Source organism: Psychrobacter sp. M4 (assembly GCF_055699795.1).
Genome location: NZ_CM146740.1, coordinates 3,458,823 through 3,482,102 on the forward strand (window position 1 = coordinate 3,458,823; position 23,280 = coordinate 3,482,102).

Here is a 23,280-nt window from a genome sequence, read left to right on the forward strand (position 1 = left end):
TGCCTTGATAAATGAAGGCACTCACAAGATTAAACAAGCGGTTATAGGCTAAGAGTTCATTCGGCTTCTATATATTACAACTTTGCAATGCTGGATTAAAAATCCAGCCTACAAAACTAAGTTCTCATTCAACATACAAAAGCTAATATTTGAAGAATCAAAAATAAGCTAAGTTGTCAGCTCTTTTCGTACGATTGCCGCGCCTGCACTTAACGCTTGCAGCTTACCTTGCGCAACGAAACGCGACAAAGGTGCCATGCCGCAGTTGGTCGAAGGATAGAGCTTATCAGCATCGACGAATTGCAGAGCTTTACGTAGTGTATCTGCCACCTCTTCTGGGGTTTCAATAGTATTGGTTGCCACATCAATGGCACCGATCATCACTTTTTTGCCGCGAATCAATTCAATTAAATCCATCGGCACATGTGAGTTTTGACACTCTAATGAGACAATATCGATATTCGACTGCTGCAATTTAGGAAACGTTTGCTCGTATTGACGCCACTCGGAACCCAGTGTTTTTTTCCAATCATTATTGGCTTTGATACCATAGCCGTAGCAAATATGCACCGCCGTTTCACACTTTAGACCTTCAATAGCACGTTCTAAAGTGGCAATACCCCAGTCATTGACGTCATCAAAGAACACGTTAAACGCAGGCTCATCGAATTGGATAATATCCACCCCAGCTGCCTCTAACTCTTTGGCCTCGAAATTGAGAATTTTGGCAAATTCCCAAGCTAATTTCTCACGGCTCTTATAATGACCGTCATACAGCGTATCAATCATCGTCATCGGACCGGGCAAAGCCCATTTAATTGGCTGATCGGTTTGCTGACGTAAGAACTTAGCATCGTCCACAAATACTGGCTTTTGACGGCTCACCGCACCCACGACTGATGGCACACTCGCCTCATAGCGATCACGAATTTTGACGGTTTTACGATTCTCAAAATCTACACCGTCAAGATGTTCAATAAAGGTAGTCACAAAATGCTGGCGGGTCTGCTCACCATCGCTGACAATATCAATTCCTGCATGTCTTTGTTCTTGCAAGGTTAAACGTAGCGCGTCACGTTTGGCTTCACTCAATTGCTCCCCTTCAAGTGCCCAAGGAGACCAAATTTTCTCAGGTTCTGCCAACCAAGAAGGTTTCGGTAAGCTGCCCGCGGTTGAGGTTGGTAATAATAATTCCATATTGGTTACTCTTTTATATTTTGGTCTTTTAGTTTTTTATATGTCGGTTGATAAAGATCTATTAAGCCGCGCGTCTTTTTACCGCTTCTTTTTGCACAGTTTCACTTGTCACAACATAGTTTGCCACCCACTCATCAAGAATAGCCTGATACGGTTTAATGAACTCATCTTCCGTAAATTTGCCTTGCGTCACTGCCATCTGGCTGCGCTCTTCGCGGTCATAGACAATTTGAGTCAGGGAATAATCTTGGTACTTCAAACTTGGCTGATATACGTGACCCGCGGTTGAGTTGGCATTATAAATTTCAGGGCGGTAAATCTTTTGGAAGGTCTCCATGGTGCTGATAGCACTGATTAGCTCAAAATCGCTGTAATCACTGAGCAAATCTCCGGCAAAGTAAAATGCTAACGGTGCCACGCTACCGGCAGGCATAAAATAGCGTACGGTTAAGCCCATCTTATAAAAATAGTCATCGGTTAGGGAGTACTCATCTTGCTTGTATTCAACCCCTAATACCGGATGCTGATTGCCAGTACGCTGATAGACTTTACTGCTTGACACACTCAGGCAAATCACAGGTTGTTTGTTAAAGTTGGTTTGATAGGCTTCTGAGTTCAATAAATGTTGAAACAGTTTGCCGTGCAAATCGCCAAAATCGGCTGCTGGTGGCGATGTTGGGTTTTTCTCAAAATGTTCTGGCAGTACGATGCTAAAGTCATAATCGCGCACGTAAGATGAGAAGCTGTTGCCAATCATGCCGTCAATACGCTTGTTTTCTTTATGGTCGATAATCGTTGTTTTCAGCGTCTCAATGACCGGAAATGTGTGGCCATTGCCTTCGATATCTAAGTCTGCAGAGATGATATCGACTTCAACAGAATAACGGTCGGCTGTTGGGTTATCCCAATGCGCGAGATCATTAAAACGGTTATTTATCATAGTCAGCGTTTTGCGTAAGTTCTCTTGACGACTCTCGCCGCGCGCCAAATTGGCAAAGTTCGTCGTTAGACGTGTGCTATCTGCAGGCTGATAGTTTTCATCAAAACGAATGCTTGAGATGGAATAGGTAAAAGGTTTACTCATGATGATCCCCTACTTTGCTATCTTGGATAAAGCTAAATTTTGTATGGGATAAATCATACCTAAATTACTACATGAATAAAAACGATACTATTTTAATAAAAGATGAATTTTATTCATGTTGATAAGGTGGTTACGATAGATAAGATGAAATAGTGGACGTTTTGGCGACTTATTTACTAAAAGATTGAGCTATATTAGAAAAAAGAGCTAGTGAAATTTGCTTTAGTTTTACAAGCTTGAAAGTAGCAGACTGGTTTCACTATTTAAAATACCATCCACTTCCCGAACTTTACGCAAAACTTCATCAAATTCGCTCAAGGTTGCGGTATGTATTTCGACAACAAGATCCCAAGCACCGTTGGTAGTATGCAGCTTTACTAGCTCTGGAATACCGCGCAGTTTTCTTATGACCTGAGCTGTCGACTGTCCGGATAACTCAACCATCATAATGGCTTTTACAGTATCTTGATCTAGAGCGTCATGTACGCGAATGGTAAACCCGAGAATCGCACCGCTGGCGATAAGTCGATCAAGTCGGTTTTGTACCGTTGCTCGAGACACTTTTAGCGTTTTGGCAAGGTAGGAAATCGTCGCCCGCCCGTCTTTTCTTAACTCTGAAATAAGCTCACTGTCTAAAGTATCATAAATATAGGGTTTCATAAGCGCTCTTGTTTATTACGGGATCTATTTATCAAAAAGTATAGTATATCTTAGCAAAATGTCAAAAAATAATAAGAAATTTATAATTTTATTGCATTTTAACTAGCACTCCACCTTGCTAAGATATTCTATAGCAATAGCAATCACGTACCTAGTGTAAGTATGGCAAATAAAAGTTGGTTATTTTTAATCAATGAGCTTAAATTTAGTCATCCACCTTCTCTTGCAAGATAGTTTTTTTGATTATCGCTAAGGTAATTAACTATGGAAAAGTTTCCCAAACTAGTATGGAGTGAGACTAAATTGCGTGACAATATCCGCTTTTTAAACCAGTTGTTTGCGGCTCAAAGCTGGCCCATGACATGGATTCCTGTATCCAAATCTGTCTGTGCCTATCCAGATATTATTAAAGTTTTACTCGATGAAGGAGTAACTGAGATAGCGGACTCTAGAATAAAAAACCTTCAAGCTATCAAATCAATCTCCAACGACTGTCGAACTTTACTTCTGCGCTTGCCGGGTCTTCATGAAATAAAAGATACCATTCAATATGCAGATACAAGCATGGTTTCCGAGATAGAGACTTTAACAAGGTTACAGACCCAAGCTCAAGCGGCGGGAGTGGTACATCGCGTTATTCTGATGGTTGAGCTAGGAGATTTGCGTGAAGGGGTGCTACCCAAAGATATACTTGAGATGGGTCGCTTTATTCTCAAGCAAGATCATATTGACTGGTGTGGCATTGGTACCAATCTTGCTTGCTATAGCGGCGTGTTGCCTACTAAAGAAAAGATGGAGCGTTTGCTTAAAATAAAAGACAGTATTTTATATGAGTTAGGCCATAAGCTTGCGGTAATATCTGGCGGAAACACCAGTACACTTTCTTTAATGCTTAATGATGATATGCCAGAAGGTATTAATCAGCTTCGTCTGGGTGAAGCTCTATTCTTAGGTAGAGATAGTACTATTTTGAAAGCCTCAATCGCTGGCATGCATGACGATATATTTACTCTAAAAGCCGAAATAATTGAAGTAAAAGTAAAACCTTCTTTTCCAGAAGGAAAAACTGGAACCGACGCTTTTGGTAGAACGCCAACATTTGAAGATATTGGACTGCACTCCCGCGCTATTGCAGCTATTGGGCGCCAAGATATTCCCATTGAGGGCCTGATACCTATCGACGAAAATATCCAAATTCTCGGCGGCAGTAGCGATCATATGGTCTTAAACGTACAAAATAGCTCAGTTAAAGTTGGAGATATATTAAGCTTCAATATCAACTATCCCACTTTGTTGCAAGCTATGACCTCACCTTATGTAGAAAAAGAGCGTTTAGAATGGGGAGCGGTATAGAGTTGAGATATACATTAGTTATAAAGTTTAAGTTGTGAAGTTTACTATCACTACTGCTTCGCTGCCTCAATCTGAATATTCAAATCTACCTGTTCTGTGATCCCAAGCCGCGTGTACTTACTGATATCCCACTCTCTGCGGTCAATAGTTGTCGTAAAATCACCACCGCACACTGAGCCTTTCGCTATAAAACTAAAATAACAATTGAACTTAGTAGCGGTTAGCGTTACTGGATGAGTAATATCGCGAATAGTTAACTCCCCATCGACTCGGGTCACATCGCCCGTATTGTCATCAGCAAAATGCCATTTGGTAGACCTAAAGTAAGCCCAAGGATACTTTTTCATATCAAAGAATTCATCGCTTCTAAGGACAATATCAAAGGCTTTATTGCCTGTATTTAAAGTATTAATAGGAATGACTAAAGAGACATTGCCCGTTTTTGCCCTTTGATCATACTCCAGCTGTCCGGTCAGATTATAAAAGCCGCCGGTATTGGTCGAGGTATTAAAGTGATCGATTGCGAAACGTACGTTGCTGTTGGCAGGCTCTAGTAAATAGGTAGCGCCGTGACTACTAGCGATCCCACCTATAAGCAATAATGACGCTCCTAAAGATTTAACGCACCTGCATGTCGTTTTAGAACATTTCATTTTAAAAAGTGAAAGTCGGCTCATCCCTATAGTCCTTTATTGGTAATAGCTGGTTAGTTTTACGGTACTATTTCTAGCCTACTCTTATTTATAACTTATGACACGCTTTAATAGGATCAATTTTATATAAAAACATTACGCACTAACTGCATTATGATTTTTCAATGACTGGATCGTTATCCTTACCGTGCGGAATTAGCCATTTAGCAAACCAGCCTGAGACATCATCCATGAGCGTATAGACTACTGGAATAACCACCAAACTTAGTAGCGTCGAGGTGACCAGTCCGCCCAATACTGCCGCCGCCATCGGACGTCTAAAGGTAGGATCAGCCTCGCCCCAGCCAAATACTAGCGGCAACATGCCCGCGCCCATAGCAATAGTGGTCATAATAATGGGTCGCGCGCGTTTGCGACAAGCATCAAGAATAGCATCAAAACGCGCCAAGCCGCGTCGCTGCGCAATCAAGGCGTAATCGACGAGCAAAATAGAGTTTTTGGTCGCAATACCCATCAGCATAATAAAGCCAATCATTGAGGGCATGGACAAGCTACTATTGGTAATCACCAAGCCCACAAACGCGCCGCCTATTGATAGGGGCAGAGCCATTAAAATAGTGAAAGGCTGTAATATTCGACCAAATAGGAGGATTAGCACCCCTAAAATACAGATAATGCCTACCGACATAGCGATGATAAAACCGCTAAATAGCTCAGCCATGTTCTCTGCTTGCCCTTGTTCAATTACCGTAATAGACGCCGGTATCTGTTGCATGGCTGGGACAGCTTTCACCGCTTGTACCAACTCGCCAAGCTCACCATCAGCAGGCTGCACCGTGATAGTGATAGAGCGTTCACGGTCAAGCCTGTTGATCTGCGCAGGACCCGTACCAAAGCTTAGATCAGCCACTTCGCCTACGCGCACCCCTTGTCCGGCTGGGCGCGCGCTTGGCACATATAAACCTTCCAACTGGCTGACATTTTGCTTGGCGACATCGGGCAGACGTACTACGATAGGTACTTGACGCGTATCAAGGTTGAGCTTGGATAAGCGCTGCTCATAGTCACCAACTGTCGCTATGCGCAGCGTATCAGCGACATCTTGAGTGGTCACGCCTTTATCTGCCATGGCCAATCTGTCAGGCATCACGGTTAATTCTTGGCGCGGTAAACTGCGATCACTGGTGACCGACCCTGCAATAGGCAGTGCACGGATATCCGCCATGACCTGTTGCACCGTTTGCTCAAGTACTTGCGGGTTGGTACTGGTCAATGAAAAGCTATAACCGGTCTCACCGCCACTCGATAGTCCTACCGTAAAGCGCGCGCTTGGCACCTCAGATAGTAGCGTACTAATTTGCTGCTCAATCTCTTTTTTGGAGCGGCGCTCGGCGCGCGGTGCTAGCACGATATCTAGGCTAGCGATGTTTTCTGCATCACCACTGCCAGAGCTTGGTCCCATAGCTTCTTGCGCCTCTCCAACCGCGGTAAACACATGGGTCACACCAGGCAGGTCTAAGATACGCTCGCGCGCTAGCATAGCTACGCGCTCAGTCTGCATAAGCTCAACATCAGGGGTCAGCTCAATAGCTACTCGCGTTTGATCGATATCATTATCCGGAATAAATGAGGTGGGCAGCAGTTTGACCAATCCAAGGGATGCCACAAATAAAATCAGAGTAGCTCCCATGGTCAGCCAGCGATGCTGCAGCGTCCAAGAGACTACCTTTAAATACCAAGTCATCAGCACGCTTTGTTTTTCAACGTGATGTTTTTCTGGCCTTAGAATATAGGCAGCCATCATAGGGGTGATAAGACGCGCCACCAGTAGCGAGGCAAAAATCGCCATCGCTGCCGTCCAACCAAACTGGCGAAAAAACTGCCCGACTACCCCGCCCATAAAGGCGGTGGGCAGAAATACCGCGATCAAGGTAAAAGTAGTAGCAATAACGGCAAGCCCAATCTCGTCCGCCGCTTCCATCGCCGCCTCATACGGCGTTTTACCCATGCGCAAATGGCGAATGATATTTTCAACCTCAACGATGGCATCATCGACTAACACCCCGATCACTAATGATAGTGCCAGTAAAGAGATAATATTTAGGCTAAAATCAAATAGATACATCCCTAAAAAGGTAGGAATCACCGACAAGGGTAGCGCCACTGCTGCTACGATAGTGGCGCGGATGTTGCGCAAAAATAGAAATACGACAATAACTGCTAAGATACCACCTTCAATGAGCATTCGTAGCGATGCCTCATAATCTTCGGCTACTGGGGTTGCTCTATCGTAAGCTTTTTCGATAGTGATGTTGCCCATCTCGGTACTCAGTTGCGCAAGTGCCGCGTCTGTGCGCTCCATGACTTCAACTTCACTAGCGCCGCGCGAGCGTATCACGTTAAATGCTACCACCGCTTGACCATCAAGCTTGGCAATGGAAGTAGGATCAGCGGCGCCATCGGTCACTTGTGCCATACGGCCAAGCGCTTGTGTGCCGCCAGTAGGGACGGCAATCTGCACATCATTAAGCTCGCGGGCGCGCTCCACTGCGCCTAGCACGCGAATGGTCTGCGTGGTATTGCCCACTTCCGCCTCACCGCCTGAGCTATCTTGTTGAATGCCAGCCAGCTGCTGCGAGAGCTGGGTAATAGACAGCTGCAAACCACTGAGCGTTATCGGGTCAGCAGCGACGATAATTTCGCGCTCAAGGCCGCCAATACGGCTAATCGAACCAACGCCTTGGATATCTGATAAGCGCTTGGTTATGGTGTCATCAACGAACCAAGATAAGTCCTCAACACTCATATTGTCGGCACTTACTGAATACGTGACAACTGGAAAGCCTGCGGTGGTCACCTTAGTAATAATAGGGTCGTTGGCGGCTGCGGGCAGATCTCCGCGTACCTCGCCGACCGCTGAGCGCACATCGTCGACCGCTTCTTGAATGTCTTTTTCTAAAGTGAACTCCGTAGCAATGGTCGCCGCGCCCGTTTGTAAAGTAGTGCGAATATGCTTGATACCTTCGATGCTAGTTAGCCTATTTTCAATCTTTTTGGCAATATCGTTTTCAAGCTGGGTTGGTGCCGCGCCCGGTAACGTTACTGTCACCACTACTGCGGGCAGGTCAATATCAGGAAACTGCTGTACCTTCATTTGCATAAAGCCATAAATACCGCCCAATGTAAGCAGTACGAATAGCAAGATGGCGACTAAAGGGTTTTTGATCGAATAGGTAGAGACGTTCATGTTCATAAGGTCGCCTGCGTAGCGGTACTGTTAGCAGCATTAGCATTAGCATTAGTATTAGTAGCAGTATCAGCAACCTCAACTACCCGTACCAAGTCACCGTCATTTAAAAAGCTACCGCCCTGCTTAACCAGTTGGCTAGCTTCAGGTAGCGGCTCTATAAGGGCCACATTTTCGCCAATACGCTCCCCTAGACTCACACGCTGCTGCAAAATGCGACCGACCGTCTTACCGTCTTGGGTGGTGATATTGGTGACGAGCATGACATAATCGTAGCCATCATTACTGACGATAGCCGTATTGGGTACCGTTTGTAGGTTCTCGCTACCGAGTAGAAATTCGCCCGTTTGATACATGCCGGCACGCGCCGCTGGGTTATTGGCTAAGCTGGCATAAATAGTAATTTGACGATTGTTATCGGCAGTTGGCGCTATACGGCGCACCTCACCCATGACCGCTTGATCTTGCGGCAGATTTACTTGCACAGGCGTACCCACGTTGATCTGGCTGACAAGCTTGGGATCGATATCTGCGCGCCACTCCAAAACACCGTTTTTGATAATGGTAAATAGCGGCTCGCCTCCTGCCACCATACCCACCTCAGCTATCTTTTCACTGATAATACCGCTGACAGGAGCAATGACTTCGGCATTGTTAAGCGTTAATTGCTGATTGCTCAAACGTGCTTTAGCCGCTTGTAGTGACGCTTCAGCACGCAGTTTTGAGGTGCGATAACGATCCGCTTCTTGACGGCTTATTGCATCTATATCAAGCAGCGGTAGTACACGCGCCGCATCAGCACTGGCATTAGCAAGGGTAGCTTCCGCTTCGGCTACATCAGCTTGTGCTTGTAGTATTTGCTGCTCCATAGCATCGGTATCAAACACTGCCAAGACTTGACCTGCTTTAACCTGCCCTCCTTCTTCAACCAATACTTGCTCAATAGCGACGCCGTTGACCTTGGCACTGACATTAGCGATATCTTTGGCTGCAATCACACCATCAGCTGTCAAAGTATTACCGATACTACCTTGGCTTGGCATGATGGTTTCTACCGATAGGACAGACTGTTCAGTAACCGCGCCATCAGCTGACGTACTAGTCGCTGTGCTCGTACTCACAGGCTGCTGATCCCCAGCTGTCACCTCACTACTGCCCCAATATCTACCGAGCAGAACACCGATTACTAGCATAGCTATCAATACCGGAATAAGCCACGGCGGCATCTTAGAGACAGGTTTGTTGGCTACTTCAGATTGGCGGTAGGGTGGCAGCTCAGATTCAGAAGAGGTCTGAGGGTTGATGCTAGGCTCAGTAGTAGACGCTTGCTTATTATCAGGGCGTTCAAGGTCACTCATAATCGGTCTCAATAGATAAGTACAGTAATAGCATACCGCTCATCACAAATAAAAAAGCTAAAAACAAGGAAGGTGTTGAATATTGTAGACTATCTTACCGATGCGTCAATTGTGCTACGTATCTGAGGCGTCAACTTTTGACCCTTACTGACCTGAATATCTGATCTACTTTATCGTTATTAATGTATGGGTTTTATTATGTACTAACCATACCCTTACAGTTTAGTCTTGTGTTCTTAGGCAGGTTTGTTACCATGGAGTCATGATGTGGTTTATTGACATAGTTAAGATTGCATCAATATTTGTTGATCTTTACTACTGTTAAAACGCTACGTAGCCTAGTACAGGCCAGCATTTTAAATTATAAATTAAGGAGTTTATTATGGCTAACAAAGAAAAGGTAAAAGCGCTTAAGAATGAGATCAAAGAGACTAAAAACGAGATCAAAGAAGCCGAGAAAGAAATTAAGAAAGCAATGAAGAAGCAACAACAAAAACTCAAAGATCTCAAAAAAGACCTAAAGAAAGCTAAAAAAGAAAAACCTGAGAAAAAAGCTAAGAAAAAGGATAAATAGGGTTTTTTCTAGCTGCGTTTTAAACTCATTTTTTGAGCACGTAAATCAGGACGGCACTAGCTGTCCTGATTTTTATTTTTTTATCATAAATTAACGTCAATTTTATATAATAAATATAACATGAGTGTGACAAGCACATACCATAATTACTGTCTAATCTTGCTAAGCACTTTTTATGCATTAGTATTAAACATTGGTATTAAGCATTGGTATAACGGCTGGCCTCCGGCATCCAGCGGTGGATGAGCTGGCTGACATCCGCTTTGCGCGTAGGGTCTGAGATTAAATGTTTAGCCAAGCGCTGGGCAATGGCAAATAGCTGCTCATCACGGATCAAATCGGCTAAATAGTAGCCAACATTACCGGTTTGCCGCTTACCTAATAGCTCACCAGGACCGCGCAGCTCCAAATCTTTTTGCGCAATGACAAAACCATCGGTACTATCGCGTAGTACGTTTAGACGCTCAATACCCGTTTCAGACAATGGCGTCTGATACAGCAGCACACAAAAGCTTTTGGTCGAGCCGCGCCCGACCCGTCCGCGCAATTGATGCAACTGTGACAACCCTAAACGCTCAGCATTTTCGATCACCATCAACGAAGCATTGGGTACATCGACGCCAACCTCAATCACTGTTGTCGCAATTAATAAATCAAGCTTGCCCGCTTTAAAATCTTGCATGACCACTTGCTTCTCAGCGGCTTTCATCTTGCCATGCACCAGTCCAATGCGAATGTCTAAGCGCTCATTTAAATCCTCATAAGTCGCTTCAGCGGCCTGTGCATCGAGCACACTAGACTCTTCTACTAGCGAGCATACCCAATACGCCTGCCGCCCTGCCTCGCAGTTGATAGCGATGCGCTCAATGACCTCATCACGTCGATTGCGATCGATAGTGACCGTAGTAATCGGCGTACGTCCGGGTGGCAATTCATCAATGATAGAGGTATCCATATCACCGTAGACACTCATCGCTAGCGTACGCGGAATCGGCGTTGCCGTCATAATCAGCTGATGCGGGGTGCTACCAGCAACGCCTTTATTAGTCAGCGCCATACGCTGCTCAACGCCAAAGCGGTGCTGCTCATCAATAATCACCAAGCCCAATTTAGCAAACTGCACCTGCTCTTGAAACAGCGCATGAGTTCCGACCACGATCTGCACGCTGTTCTCGCTCACCGCTTCTAGCGCTTCGCGGCGCTGTTTGGCGGTTTGCTTGCCAGCGAGCCAGCCTACACCCACGCCTAAGGGTTCAAACCACTGTTTAAAATTAAGCAGATGCTGCTCGGCCAAGATTTCAGTTGGTGCCATGACCGCCACTTGCCAGCCACTATCAAGCGCGTATCCTGCTGCCCCTGCAGCAACCAAGGTTTTGCCCGAACCAACATCGCCTTGTATAAGCCGCAGCATCGGAATAGAGATTGCCATATCCGCGGTGATATCTCTCATCACCCGCTGCTGCGCGCCCGTTAATTCAAAAGGTAGCGCGGCAAATAGATTGTCAGTAAGCGGGCTTTTCAAAGCACATTTGGGCGCTTTGTATTTATGTAATTGCTGACGCCGATAGAGTAGGCTGAGCTGATGCGCGGTCAGCTCCTCAATAATCAAACGCTGACAAGCAGCATGGGTACGCGCGGTTAGCTGAGTTAGTAATTTATATTGCTGAGCGGTATCAGTATAAGTGGGCGGCGTATGTAGCAGTACTAACGCCTCAAATATAGTTAAATTATAGACGTTACTGTTGGCTGCTGTATTGATAACCGTATCGCTAGTTGTCGTATAAGCGCTGGGACTGGTTTTATGGACACTATTGCTATTATTATTAACATCATTGTCTGGCACACTACGCGCCAGCGCTGAGAATATATCCTCAGAGTCGTCGTTATAAACCGATGATACTGTGGGAATAAAAGGCGCAAGCGGCAAATCAGCGACCACAGCAAAGTCGTCTTTATCAAATAGCGTCATGGGCAAACCTTGACTACGCACCGTTTGCAGCGCCAGCTTAATTAAGGTACGTAGCTTATTTTGATGTAGACCCTTAACCGTTGGATAAATGGGCTGCAATCCGGTATTGGTCAGCACCGCACTATCGGTGATAATCTGATATTCAGGGTGGTGCATCTGTTTGCCGTAACGGCTAACTTTGACTTCGCCAAACAACTGCAGCTGGCTGCCCAAGCTCATCGTTTGCATAAGGCCGCGATAAACCTTAAAAAAACGCAGAGACAAGGTAGCGCTACCATCATCTACGATTACCGTCATGCCGCTACGTTTATTATCAACGTGGACGATGCGACCAGTCACCAGTGCTGCTTGTCCATGCGCTATATCGCTGATAGCGACTAATCGGCTGCGATCCTCATAATCACGCGGCAGATGCAATAATAAGTCAAATATACGCACGATACCCAGTTGCGCAAGCTGCTCAGCCACTTTTGGTCCCACGCCGCCAAGCGCCGACACTGCCATATCCAGCGCTGAGGCAGACACATTATCTATAGGGTAACTTAGTATTTGACTTACAGATGTTGGCATCAAAAAACCTTTGCAAAATGACTCTGAAATTGATAACTGATACTAGATAATGTGCTATCTAAAATGCTAGTAACTACAATTATAATAACTGCATCGTGTTTAGCATTATAACTGACAATATAGCTCATTATGTTAGGCTATTTATATTTTGCAATGGAACTTTTATGCTGACCTCTCTGCGCTTTTTTACTTTTCTGATAAGTCTTGCGCTTACGAAAGTTTTTCTTATTACTAATTTTTTTGATACTAAGCATCAGGCAGCTACCTTGTTACGCCTAAGCTTACTAGGTGTACTGGCTATTTTTGTCAACGCTTGTAGTAGCTTGACGCCCAAAACCTCAACACCCCTACAACCTAGGATAGAAAAACCAAGCGTGGCGCTTGTGCTAGGCGGCGGCGGCGCGAAAGGTTTTGCTCATGTCGGAGTTATAAAGGCGCTAGAAGAAAATGGTATCACCCCGACAATAGTAGTCGGCACTAGTGTCGGCAGCTTGGTTGGTAGCTTGTATGCCAGCGGCTACAGCGCAGCCGATCTTGAGCAGTTGGCACTGACCACACCCGATAGCGCACTCACCGACTTTACCTTGTCCAACCAAGGGTTTATCGAAGGTATTAAGCTTAAAAACTTTATCAATGCTAAGGTTAATGGACAGCTGATAGAAGATTTCCCGATCAGCTTTGCCGCCATCGCGGCTGAAAAAAATACTTTGAAAAAGGTCGTATTCACTCAAGGGGACGCCGGACTGGCGGTGCAAGCATCTTGTAGCGTGCCCAATATTTTTATCGCACCGCGAATCCCTGAAAAGGTTGGCAAAAAATATATCGATGGCGGCGTAGTCAGCTTAGTTCCTGTAGACAGCGCCTACGACTTAGGCGCTGATATTGTTATTGCTGTCGATGTGACCGCTTCTAGTCCCGCTCAAAAAACCTCTATTAATAGTATCTTACCTGCTGTCACCTCATTAAGTAGTTTTTGGGCACTACTTGAAAATAACTTTATCCTGAACGTTAATAGCAATGCGCCAAGCAAAAATGTAGTATCAATGCCTGCTGAGCGTCAGCGTGCAGATATTGTTATTATTCCTGAGGTCGGCCACATCAGCTCACTAGATACCAGCCAGCGTAGCACGCTTATTAAAGCGGGTACAGAAGCTACTATTCCTCAAATCAAAGCTATTAAGCAACTGATCACAGACAAAACGTATAGCAAATACACTACTCTTTAGCAAAACTTTTGTTCATTATGCTTAAAGCAACGGCAAAAAAAAGCACTGGCATTATCCTATGCAGTGCTTTTCTCTTAACCATATCAAAAGCTGGCCTTATTTAACTTTGGCGCGATATTGTACTTTTACCGTATCGTTGAGGCCGACATCGTCAATATCCCAGCGCACTGCTTTGTAGTACTCTAGAGGAATCTCTTGTAATTGATTGTCAACTTTACCGCGTAGTGGCATACGAGCAAAAGTATTACCATCAGCGCTACCATACGGGAAGTCAGGAGCTACCACACGCAGCAGCTCTACTTGCTCAGGGATAGTCAAAGTGACCGTCATTTTGCGTACCCGGTCGCTATTGGTATTAGTAAAAAACCCTTGATACTCTACAATATTGCCCGGTTGCAAACGAGTATCTGCGGTTACCGGAACCAAAGTTTCTTGTCCATTAGGATCAACGCTAACCAAAGAAGCGGTAATCTTACTGTCAATCGCCTCTACACTTGAATTGGTATTATTGTTACTGGCTGCAGATACGTTGTTCAAGCTACCAGTATTAGTTGCCGCTGATTGCATAGCAGCCGCATTGTTATCAAGTGCAGGCTCCGGTGTTGGTAGCGCGGCAGATGCCTTTGTAGCCACTACTGCCCCGATAAGCGTACCAGCAACCACTTGAAACAAGCGATGACCTGTCCAAGCCGCAAAAGGATTGGCTAAATGGTTTATTTTTTTCATGATGTTCGTTATTCCTAGTTAAAGTGTCGGTAATACGGTACTGATTAAACAGTATTGATTAAACGGTATCTTGCATTTTTTATTACAAGACTCTACTAACCTTCCAAAATTGATGATCTAGCAAAAGTATAGTTAAACAAAGATGTAATTAAACAAATATACAGTCAAATTCATCAGTTTTGATGAAACAGCACTTAGCATAGCAAAAAGCTTTTATAGGTATAATAACCCCGTGTTTAGGTTGTGTATATAGCGTCCCGTCTCTATATCTTCGTTAAAAATATCAAAGCAAATAGCTAAAATAAAAAGATAGCTCATATCGATGATTTTTGCTATGGTAAATCTTTAGTATATAAAAACAAGTATCTAAAAATATTTTTATCCTCCATCTTTTACTATACCTACTATTATTGCCTTTATTATGACTACTAGCGCTATGCCCAAGATCAATCCTGAATACGTCCATTGGTTCCGTAACTCTGCGCCCTACATCAATACGCATCGCGGCAAAACTTTTGTGATTATGTTCGGTGGTGAGGCCGTCAACCACCCCAACTTTAGTACGCTTATCCATGACTTTGCTTTACTGCACAGTTTGGGTATCAAACTAGTGTTAGTACATGGCGCGCGCCCGCAGATTGAAAAAAACTTAGCAGAGATTGGTGTCACCTCGCCGCTACATCAAGATATTCGAGTGACCCCGCGTGAGGCAATGCCGTCCATTTTGCAAGCGGTCGGCGCAATTCGCCTACAGATCGAAGCGCAGCTGTCGATGGGGCTTGCCAACTCCCCAATGTACGGTTCACGCATTGACGCGGTGTCTGGCAACTTTGTCACTGCCCGCCCTTATGGTATCCGTGACGGTATCGATTATCAGATGACAGGCGAGGTGCGCTCAATAGATGTCGATGCTATTAAAAACAACTTGCTCCACGATCATATTGTGATTTTGGGTTCGATGGGCTACTCGGCAACAGGTGAAGTCTTTAACCTATTAGGAGAAGACGTAGCCTTGAGTGCTGCTGTGGCATTGGGCGCTGACAAGCTGATTTTCTTAGGTGAAGAAGCCGGTATCAACGATAACGATCGTCTGCTTAGTGATATGATTCCCAACGAAGTAGATCGTTTCTTACGAGAACGTGATCTAAGCAACGAAATCAACTACTTTTTGTACTGTGCTAGTCAAGCTTGTCGTCAAGGCGTACATCGCACTCATATCATCTCCTATGCTAAAGATGGAGCGCTACTCGAGGAGCTGTTCACACGTGATGGTTCTGGTACGCTGATCAGTCATGACCCTTATGAAGAGATTCGCCATGCCGATATCGACGATGTAGTCGGATTGATTGAATTGCTCAAGCCGCTCGAGGAGCAAGGTATTTTGATTAGTCGTTCACGTGAGCGCTTAGAACAAGAGATCGATAATTATAGCGTGATTGAGCGTGATGGTATGATCTTAGGCTGCGCTGCCTTATATCCGCTGGGGGCGGATAGCGCAGAAGTGGCTTGCGTAGCGATACATCCTGAGTATCGTAATGGTAGCCGCGGTGCCGACCTGCTTGCCTTTTTAGAGCAGCAAGCACGCAGTCATGGACTACACAAGCTGTTTGTATTGACCACGCGTACGGCGCACTGGTTTGTAGAACAAGGGTTTGCTGAGACTGATGCTGATGCCCTACCAGAAGCTAGACGCGAAAGATATCATAATGGTCGTAATTCTAAAGTCTTTCAAAAAAAGCTATAGAACTATATTTTAGACACTCAGTTCCATAAAAAAAGCTCTCATATATTATGAGAGCTTTTTTGTTAGCACTTAATATAGTGCTTTGATATAAGCTATTTTACTTCTAATAGCTCAACGGTAAAGATCAGCGTACTATTAGGATCGATACCTTGGTTGCCCGCCTCCCCATAAGCGAGGTCTGATGGAATATAAAACTCATATTTACCGCCCTCTTTCATGAGCTGTAGACCTTCAGTCCAGCCAGCGATAACTTGATTCAACGGAAACTCAATAGGCTCACCGCGCTCATAAGAGCTGTCAAATACCGTACCATCTATCAGCTTACCTTCATAATTGACCACTACGACATCAGTGGCTTTTGGTGAAGCGCCCGTACCGGCAGTAAGTACTTTATACTGCAGACCAGAATCAGTCACTTGCACACCTTCTTTATTAGCGTTTTCTGCTAAAAATGCAGCGCCTGTCGCTTTATTATCTTCAGCTTTGGACTGCATATCTGCTACGAACTGCTCTTCTTGTTCCTTTTGATAAGCAAGCAAAACCTCTTCCATCTGCTCTTGAGTCAAAGCTGAGTCTTTACCTTCGTAGCCATCGCGAAAACCTTGTTCAAAGGTATCAAGGTCTAAATCTTGTACCGCCTCTTTGTTGCCTTCAGCCATCATAAAGCCCAAACTATAGCCTACTTTTTCATTTGGCGGACTTTGTTCTGTGACCGATACGCTTTGAGTTGCTGTTTCTTGATTGCCGTTATTGGTGCTACAACCTGTCACTAATAACATAGCAGCGGCTAAACTACTAATAGTCAAGGTAGTGATTTTTTTCATAGGGTACTCTCAAGTTATTGAAAAACAAGTTATTGAAAACACTGTAGAAACAGTGAATTTTATTTAAAAATAATTGCAGCACATCATAACAAATCTTGGTTTTAGGGGCTATGTTTCTAGTAAAATTAACGACGTAATGTATAGTATTTGTTACTGCAGCTTATCAAAATAACAACTTATCACACAATTATAGCGTTGAGTTAAGCTTTCTATCTTTAACTACAACACTAGATAAGATAAGCTAAACTCGTTAAGAAGTAACTAAATATGACTATTTAATGAAATGGTTTACTTTTACTGAAATAAAATATTATAGTTTCTAAATACTCATGAGTTTTTATATATTCGTGTATCTATTAAATTTGAGAATACGTATTCTCTTTCTTATCCAAGATACATGATGATTAAAGGAGGATAAGATGAATCCAACATATATATCGTTCAATGATTACTTGGGTGGGCCAATCGGTTCTATCATTGGTGCCATTTTGATTTTTATCATTGGCTGGCTGGTAGCACTTGGTATCGCAGGTGTGGTTCGAGGAGTACTGGCTAAAGTAAACCTCAATCAGCGTATGAATACCTCAACTGGTAAAAAATACGATTTAGAAAGCATCATCTCTAAAATTGTTTTTTGGTTTATATTTATAATTGCCATCTCAATGGCGCTTGATCAGCTTAATTTAAATTCAATCTCAGTACCCTTTGCCAATATGGTAGGTCAAGTACTGGCATTTATTCCTAATCTTATCGCCGCTATTGCAGTTGGTGTTCTGGGTTGGGTTATCGCTACTGTGGTTCGCACAGCGATCAATACTGGTCTTTCAAAAACCTCAATGGATGAGCGTCTCAGTGCTCATGCTGGCGTCAAACCTATGAGCAATACTATTGCTGATATGGTTTATTGGTTCATTTTGCTCATTGTTTTAACCATGGTTCTAGGTCAATTAGAACTTGATGGTTTGTTTGCACCATTAACTAATATGGTCGACAAAATCTTTGGCTTTATTCCTAACATCATTATCGCCATTGTGGTGTTTGTGGTGGGTTATATCATCGCTAAAGTCGTACGCGGTATCGTGACCAATCTAGTTTCTACCTTCAACGTTCAAGAGCTTGCCTCAAGAGCTGGGCTGAGCGAGAAAAACAGCTTACCTAACATTGCAGGATCATTAGCCTTTTTAGTGGTCATTATCCCAACTATTGTAGCTGCTCTAGAAGCGCTAAGAATTGAGGTCATTGCTCGCCCTGCGACAAATATGCTCAATAAAATTATGGCCGCCCTGCCCAATATCTTTATGGCAGCTGCGATCTTAATTGTGACCTATTATGTAGTGCGTATGGTGGCTAACATCATCAAAGGTCTAATCGAAAATACTGAAATTAACCAATTGCCCGCTAAAGTAGGTTTACAAGAAACCATGGGCGACAAACAAATCTCTGATTTGGTCGGTTATGCTATTATCTTCTTTGCTATGCTGTTTGCAGCAATTGCAGCCTCTGACTTATTAGGTTTTGAGCCTATTTCAGCTATTATTACTATGTTCATCGCCTTTGGTGCCAATATTATCTTAGGTGCCATTATTCTGTTTATCGGTTTCTGGCTTGCCAATATCATCGCTGGTGTCGTTGAGCGTTCTGAAAAAGGCTCACAGTTCTTAGCCAATATCGTACGTGTATTGATCATGGGCTTAGTACTTGCCATGGGTTTAAAAGCGATGGGCATTGCTGACTCTATCGTCAACCTAGCGTTTGGTCTCACCTTAGGCGCTGTGGCAGTGGCGTTTGCACTATCATTTGGTCTTGGTGGTCAAGAAGCTGCCGCTCGCTTCTTACGCAAAATGCAGGACAAAATGGATGAAGAGCGTACTGGTCTTAAAGTAGAAACGACTCGTCATACCAAGACAACGACGGATACACAAGACAAAGTAGCTGACGCTGTTCGCGCAAACACACCTAGTGCGACAACAACTAGCATCGATAGACCTGATCCAACTACTACTGGTCTAGCTACTGATGATTTAACTACTGATACTGTTGATACCAGTAAGCTAGGTACAGACTCTGTTGATACTAGCAACTTGAGTAATGACAGTAACACCCCTAGTAATACTGACAACACTAATAGTAATACTAATGACGTAGACATATTACCAGGTAGCGGTTTGGTTGGTGATCAGGGTTACGATAAGGATAAATAATTCCTAGTAACTATCTTATTTATATCAGTAAAAAAGGCAGCTTAGGCTGTCTTTTTTTGTGCTAAAGATTTAAACACTTTCATACTATTTAATATCGCTTTCATAATAATGGCTTGTTATGATAAGAAGTCATTTACTTTTCCACCATTTATGCCTATTAGGATTAGACACCATGAAAAGATTTAAGGAAAAAACGGTAATTGTCACCGGTGCCGGCTCAGGTATTGGTCGTGCCACTGCTATTCGATTCGCTAATGAAGGTGCTAGTGTGATTTTGGTTGGTCGTACTGCCAAAACTTTGGAAGAGACTGCAAAGGAGTTACCGCTAGATCGTACTTGGATTCATACTGATACTTATATGACGGTTACTTGCGATATCAGTGTCCAAAGCCAGGTACAAGAAATGGTAAGACGGACGGTAGAAAAATTTGGCAAAATCGACATACTAGTCAATAACGCTGGTAAAGCCATCCAAGGTAGAATCACTGACTTATCTGCTGACGACTGGAAGTCGGCCATTGATGTCAATCTAAATGGTACCTTTTATGTTTGTCAGGCGGCTATCCCACACTTAATTGAGACTAAAGGTAATATTGTCAATGTCTCTTCACTTTCAGGCATTGGCGGCGATTGGAATATGGCCGCTTATAACGCGGCTAAAGCTGGCGTCACCAATCTGACACGGACCCTGGCTTTGGATCATGGCGCTGATGGCGTACGTGTTAATGCGGTTAATCCAAGTGTTACCAAAACCAACATGACTAGCGCTATTCAGGACAATAATGATAAAAAAGATCAGTTTCTAGCACGCTCGCCGCTGGGACGTCTGGCTACACCTGAAGATATCGCCGCGGCTATTACTTTTTTGGCCAGTGATGATGCCTCAATGATTACTGGCGTTAACTTGCCAGTTGATGGCGGCGTTAGCGCCTCTAACGGCCAGCCGCATTTCTAAAATCTTAAAAAATAGCCCTTAGTAAATATAAGGGCTATATGTTTATAAGGGCCATATGTTCGATCTTTTTTTACTTACACTATAAGATTATATCAATGTCGTTCACGTCCTGTAGGGGCTGCGATAAACGCTCAGGATAGCGCGGTACTATGCCTTGATATTGAATATAAATCTTTGGTAAGTCAGCCTCGATATCGCCCGTAGGATAAACCGGCGATAAAAAACGCACTTGTTTAGTTTTATAATCCAAAGCCACGGGCAAGATCGGTACATTAGCGCCTAGTGCTAAATAATAAAATCCCGTTTTCCAGTTCTCGGTATACTGACGTGTGCCTTCTGGTGATAGTCCCAAAAAGAGCGGTTGACCTGCTTTGAATTTATCGATGCTTGCTTGTAAGACAGAGCCTTTATTACCCCGATCAATAGGAATAATACCCATCCAGCGTAATAACTGCGCCAGCACTGGTACTTTAAATAAAGTATGCTTGCCCATAATGCTAATTTTTATATCCAGAGCAAACAAACTAGGTAAGGCATAAACCCCATCAACGTTTGAAGTATGCGGAAGCGCCAGTACTACAGCTTGCGAAATATTAGGAATCTCGCCAACCGTACGCCAACCTGCTATTTTCATAAGCCACGCTGCTATAGGAGGCGTGACTACCCCTCCACGTTTTGGAATCAAATGACCTAAGTCTTTTCTACTGAGTTTAGGTAATTTAGCAAATGTTTTAGTATTCGAAGTTGTAGTTTGCGTAGCAGAATTGAATTTCATAATAGTACTGAACGATAAAAATTGATTTAACAATATAATAACATTAATTAGACACTATTAAATTGACTTCTATTGTATTTTTTATAGTTTTCATACTACTCGTAAATTAAACAAGGACATCTTAATAAAACTACTTGTTTCAAAGCATAGATAGCTATAAAGCGATATCAGCTAAGTTGCCTTTATCTTCAAGCCAAGACTTACGATCAGAAGAGCGTTTTTTGGCAAGTAGCATATCCATGACGCTATTGGTTAATATCATGTCATCCATATCCAGCTGTACTAAGCGGCGCGTATCACGGTTCATTGTCGTCTCGCGTAGCTGCTCGGCACTCATCTCACCAAGCCCTTTAAAGCGCGTGATTTGCGCTTTTTTATTGCCCGGAACATTCGATAGAATATGTTCAAGCTCAGGCTCATCTAAGGCATAGTGCACCTCTTTTCCCACATCCACTCGGTACAGGGGCGGCATCGCGACAAACAAATGACCTGCATCGACCAAAGCTGGAAAATGCTTAACAAATAACGCGCAAATCAAAGTAGCAATGTGCAGTCCATCAGAATCCGCATCGGCCAAGATACAGATCTTGTCATAACGCAACTCGGACAAGTCGTTTGAGGCCGGATCAACTCCGATAGCGATGGCGATATCGTGAATCTCTTGACTGGAGAGTACAGTATCAGATGAGACCTCCCATGTGTTCAGTATCTTACCGCGCAGTGGCAATATCGCTTGATAATGACGATCCCGTGCTTGCTTAGCGCTGCCCCCTGCCGAATCTCCTTCTACCAAAAACAGCTCCGCGCCATCACGCAAGTCGCCGCGGCAGTCTGCTAATTTACCCGGCAGTGCTGGACCCTGACTGATTTTTTTACGCGCGACTTTTTTTGCTGATTTTAGACGACGTCCGGCTTTATTAATCGCCAGCTCGGCAATCTGAGCACCTAAGTCTGCATGTTGATTGAGCCACAAACTAAAAGCATCTTTGGCTAATGTCTGCACTACCCCTGCCGCCTCGCGACTCGACAAGCGCTCTTTGGTTTGCCCTGAGAACTGCGGTTCAGAGAACTTAAGCGAGAGAATATAATTAATCCCATCCCAAACATCCTCCGCCGTTAGCTTCACACTACGCGGCAACAGATTATGAATCTCACAAAACTCACGCAGAGCTTCTAAAATACCGGTACGTAGCCCATTAACGTGCGTGCCTCCTTGCGCGGTCGGGATAAGATTGACGTAACTTTCTTGTACAGGGGTACCGCCATCAGGCAACCAAGATAGCGCAAAGGTAATACCTGTGCCATTGCCGTCTTTAGCCTCATAATTATAATAGAACGGCTCTGGTGGCAGCGTCTCAAGTCCATCTAACTGCTCGTTTAAATATTCGACCACGCCATCGGTAAACTGCCAAACCACTTTTTCATTATTGATGTTATCAACGAATTCAATAATGAGACCAGCCGCTAACACCGCTTTGGCTTTTAGGTTATGTTTGAGCTGTTTCACATTAAATTTAGGCGTATCAAAGAAGCTACCATCTGCCCAAAAGCGTACCTTGGTGCCGCGTTTGCGCTTGTTAGAGCTGACTGATTCGGTAAGCGGTGTCACAGGAGCACCATTCTCAAACGCCATGTCAAACTGCGTACCCTCACGCCATACGGTGACTTCAATGCGCGTTGACAAAGCATTAACGACAGAGATACCAACCCCGTGCAGACCGCCTGATACTTGGTAATTGGAGGTCGAGAACTTACCACCCGCGTGCAGACGCGTTAAGATAAGCTCAATTCCTGATTGCCCAAACTCAGGGTGGATATCAGTCGGCATACCGCGGCCATCGTCTTCTACCGACAATGACCCATCTTCATGCAGTTGTACTTTAATGGTTTTGGCATAGCCTGCTAAGGCCTCATCAACAGAGTTGTCGATAACCTCTTGGGCTAGGTGATTGGGACGGGTAGTATCGGTATACATGCCGGGACGGCGGCGAACGGGCTCAAGACCTTCTAAAACTTCTAATGACTGCGCATTATATTGACTCAAAATGCTTTCCTTAATGTCTACAAACTATAAGTATTTACAAACTATTAATTCCAATAAACCATTATAACGAAAAATGGCTACACTAGCGGCAACTGTTAATAATATACGTCATGTCGTGTC

At 44.0% G+C, this 23,280-nt stretch carries 17 protein-coding genes; 6 read left to right on the forward strand and 11 right to left on the reverse strand.

Annotation, left to right across the window (positions count from 1 at the left end):
* Nucleotides 1-168: 168 nt before the first annotated feature.
* From ACR63N_RS14545 to ACR63N_RS14555, 3 genes are all read right to left on the reverse strand, one after another.
* A complete protein-coding gene (locus tag ACR63N_RS14545) occupies nt 169-1,197 on the reverse strand; it encodes a methionine synthase (RefSeq protein WP_472782241.1) in 1,029 nt (342 codons plus the stop codon).
* 61 nt (nt 1,198-1,258) lie between these two features.
* The gene (locus tag ACR63N_RS14550; protein ID WP_472782242.1) at nt 1,259-2,281 is read right to left on the reverse strand and encodes a DUF1852 domain-containing protein; all 1,023 of its coding nucleotides are present in this window, start codon (nt 2,279-2,281) and stop codon (nt 1,259-1,261) included.
* Between the two features lie 228 nt (nt 2,282-2,509).
* Nucleotides 2,510-2,941, reverse strand: a complete 432-nt coding sequence (locus ACR63N_RS14555) for an Lrp/AsnC family transcriptional regulator (RefSeq protein WP_472782243.1) — start codon at nt 2,939-2,941, stop codon at nt 2,510-2,512.
* Between the two features lie 264 nt (nt 2,942-3,205).
* On the opposite strand from ACR63N_RS14555, the gene ACR63N_RS14560 reads away from it, so the two are divergent.
* Nucleotides 3,206-4,294: an alanine/ornithine racemase family PLP-dependent enzyme gene (locus tag ACR63N_RS14560; protein WP_472782244.1), complete on the forward strand. Its 1,089-nt coding sequence runs from the start codon at nt 3,206-3,208 to the stop codon at nt 4,292-4,294.
* Nucleotides 4,295-4,344: 50 nt separating this feature from the next.
* Here the strand turns inward: ACR63N_RS14560 and ACR63N_RS14565 are convergent, their stop codons facing one another.
* The 3 genes from ACR63N_RS14565 to ACR63N_RS14575 all read right to left on the reverse strand — a co-directional run bounded on the left by ACR63N_RS14565 (nt 4,345) and on the right by ACR63N_RS14575 (nt 9,552).
* Nucleotides 4,345-4,971 (reverse strand): YceI family protein, encoded by a 627-nt coding sequence (locus tag ACR63N_RS14565; RefSeq protein WP_472782245.1) that lies wholly within the window; start codon nt 4,969-4,971, stop codon nt 4,345-4,347.
* A 127-nt stretch (nt 4,972-5,098) separates the two neighbouring features.
* Entirely contained in the window at nt 5,099-8,200 is a 3,102-nt protein-coding gene (locus ACR63N_RS14570; RefSeq protein ID WP_367105380.1) for an efflux RND transporter permease subunit, read from the reverse strand.
* Complete coding sequence (locus tag ACR63N_RS14575; RefSeq protein ID WP_367105379.1) at nt 8,197-9,552, reverse strand: efflux RND transporter periplasmic adaptor subunit; 1,356 nt, start codon at nt 9,550-9,552, stop codon at nt 8,197-8,199. Before ACR63N_RS14575 ends, ACR63N_RS14570 begins: the two co-directional genes overlap by 4 nt.
* 382 nt (nt 9,553-9,934) lie before the next feature.
* On the opposite strand from ACR63N_RS14575, the gene ACR63N_RS14580 reads away from it, so the two are divergent.
* A complete protein-coding gene (locus ACR63N_RS14580) occupies nt 9,935-10,126 on the forward strand; it encodes a hypothetical protein (protein WP_367105378.1) in 192 nt (63 codons plus the stop codon).
* A gap of 199 nt (nt 10,127-10,325) precedes the next feature.
* Here the strand turns inward: ACR63N_RS14580 and recG are convergent, their stop codons facing one another.
* A complete protein-coding gene (recG, locus tag ACR63N_RS14585; RefSeq protein ID WP_472782246.1) occupies nt 10,326-12,665 on the reverse strand; it encodes an ATP-dependent DNA helicase RecG in 2,340 nt (779 codons plus the stop codon).
* A gap of 164 nt (nt 12,666-12,829) precedes the next feature.
* On the opposite strand from recG, the gene ACR63N_RS14590 reads away from it, so the two are divergent.
* Nucleotides 12,830-13,891 carry a patatin-like phospholipase family protein gene (locus ACR63N_RS14590; protein WP_472782247.1) on the forward strand — a complete coding sequence of 354 codons (1,062 nt, stop codon included), beginning with the start codon at nt 12,830-12,832 and terminating at the stop codon, nt 13,889-13,891.
* Nucleotides 13,892-13,987: 96 nt separating this feature from the next.
* On the opposite strand, the gene ACR63N_RS14595 is transcribed toward ACR63N_RS14590, so the two are convergent.
* Nucleotides 13,988-14,617 (reverse strand): hypothetical protein, encoded by a 630-nt coding sequence (locus ACR63N_RS14595; RefSeq protein WP_367105375.1) that lies wholly within the window; start codon nt 14,615-14,617, stop codon nt 13,988-13,990.
* A gap of 421 nt (nt 14,618-15,038) precedes the next feature.
* On the opposite strand from ACR63N_RS14595, the gene argA reads away from it, so the two are divergent.
* The gene (gene argA / locus ACR63N_RS14600; RefSeq protein ID WP_367105374.1) at nt 15,039-16,361 is read left to right on the forward strand and encodes an amino-acid N-acetyltransferase; all 1,323 of its coding nucleotides are present in this window, start codon (nt 15,039-15,041) and stop codon (nt 16,359-16,361) included.
* A 92-nt stretch (nt 16,362-16,453) separates the two neighbouring features.
* Here argA and ACR63N_RS14605 read toward each other — a convergent pair whose 3' ends face one another.
* Nucleotides 16,454-17,185, reverse strand: coding sequence for an FKBP-type peptidyl-prolyl cis-trans isomerase (locus ACR63N_RS14605; RefSeq protein WP_367105373.1), 732 nt, complete (start codon nt 17,183-17,185; stop codon nt 16,454-16,456).
* Nucleotides 17,186-17,604: 419 nt separating this feature from the next.
* On the opposite strand from ACR63N_RS14605, the gene ACR63N_RS14610 reads away from it, so the two are divergent.
* Together ACR63N_RS14610 and budC are read left to right on the forward strand one after the other, a co-directional pair.
* Nucleotides 17,605-19,386 carry a mechanosensitive ion channel gene (locus ACR63N_RS14610; protein WP_472782248.1) on the forward strand — a complete coding sequence of 594 codons (1,782 nt, stop codon included), beginning with the start codon at nt 17,605-17,607 and terminating at the stop codon, nt 19,384-19,386.
* A 172-nt stretch (nt 19,387-19,558) separates the two neighbouring features.
* Entirely contained in the window at nt 19,559-20,341 is a 783-nt protein-coding gene (gene budC, locus ACR63N_RS14615) for a meso-2,3-butanediol dehydrogenase (RefSeq protein ID WP_367105371.1), read from the forward strand.
* Nucleotides 20,342-20,420: 79 nt separating this feature from the next.
* Here the strand turns inward: budC and ACR63N_RS14620 are convergent, their stop codons facing one another.
* The gene (locus ACR63N_RS14620; RefSeq protein WP_367105370.1) at nt 20,421-21,116 is read right to left on the reverse strand and encodes a lysophospholipid acyltransferase family protein; all 696 of its coding nucleotides are present in this window, start codon (nt 21,114-21,116) and stop codon (nt 20,421-20,423) included.
* Between the two features lie 154 nt (nt 21,117-21,270).
* Entirely contained in the window at nt 21,271-23,160 is a 1,890-nt protein-coding gene (gene parE, locus ACR63N_RS14625; protein ID WP_367107517.1) for a DNA topoisomerase IV subunit B, read from the reverse strand.
* Nucleotides 23,161-23,280: the final 120 nt, after the last annotated feature.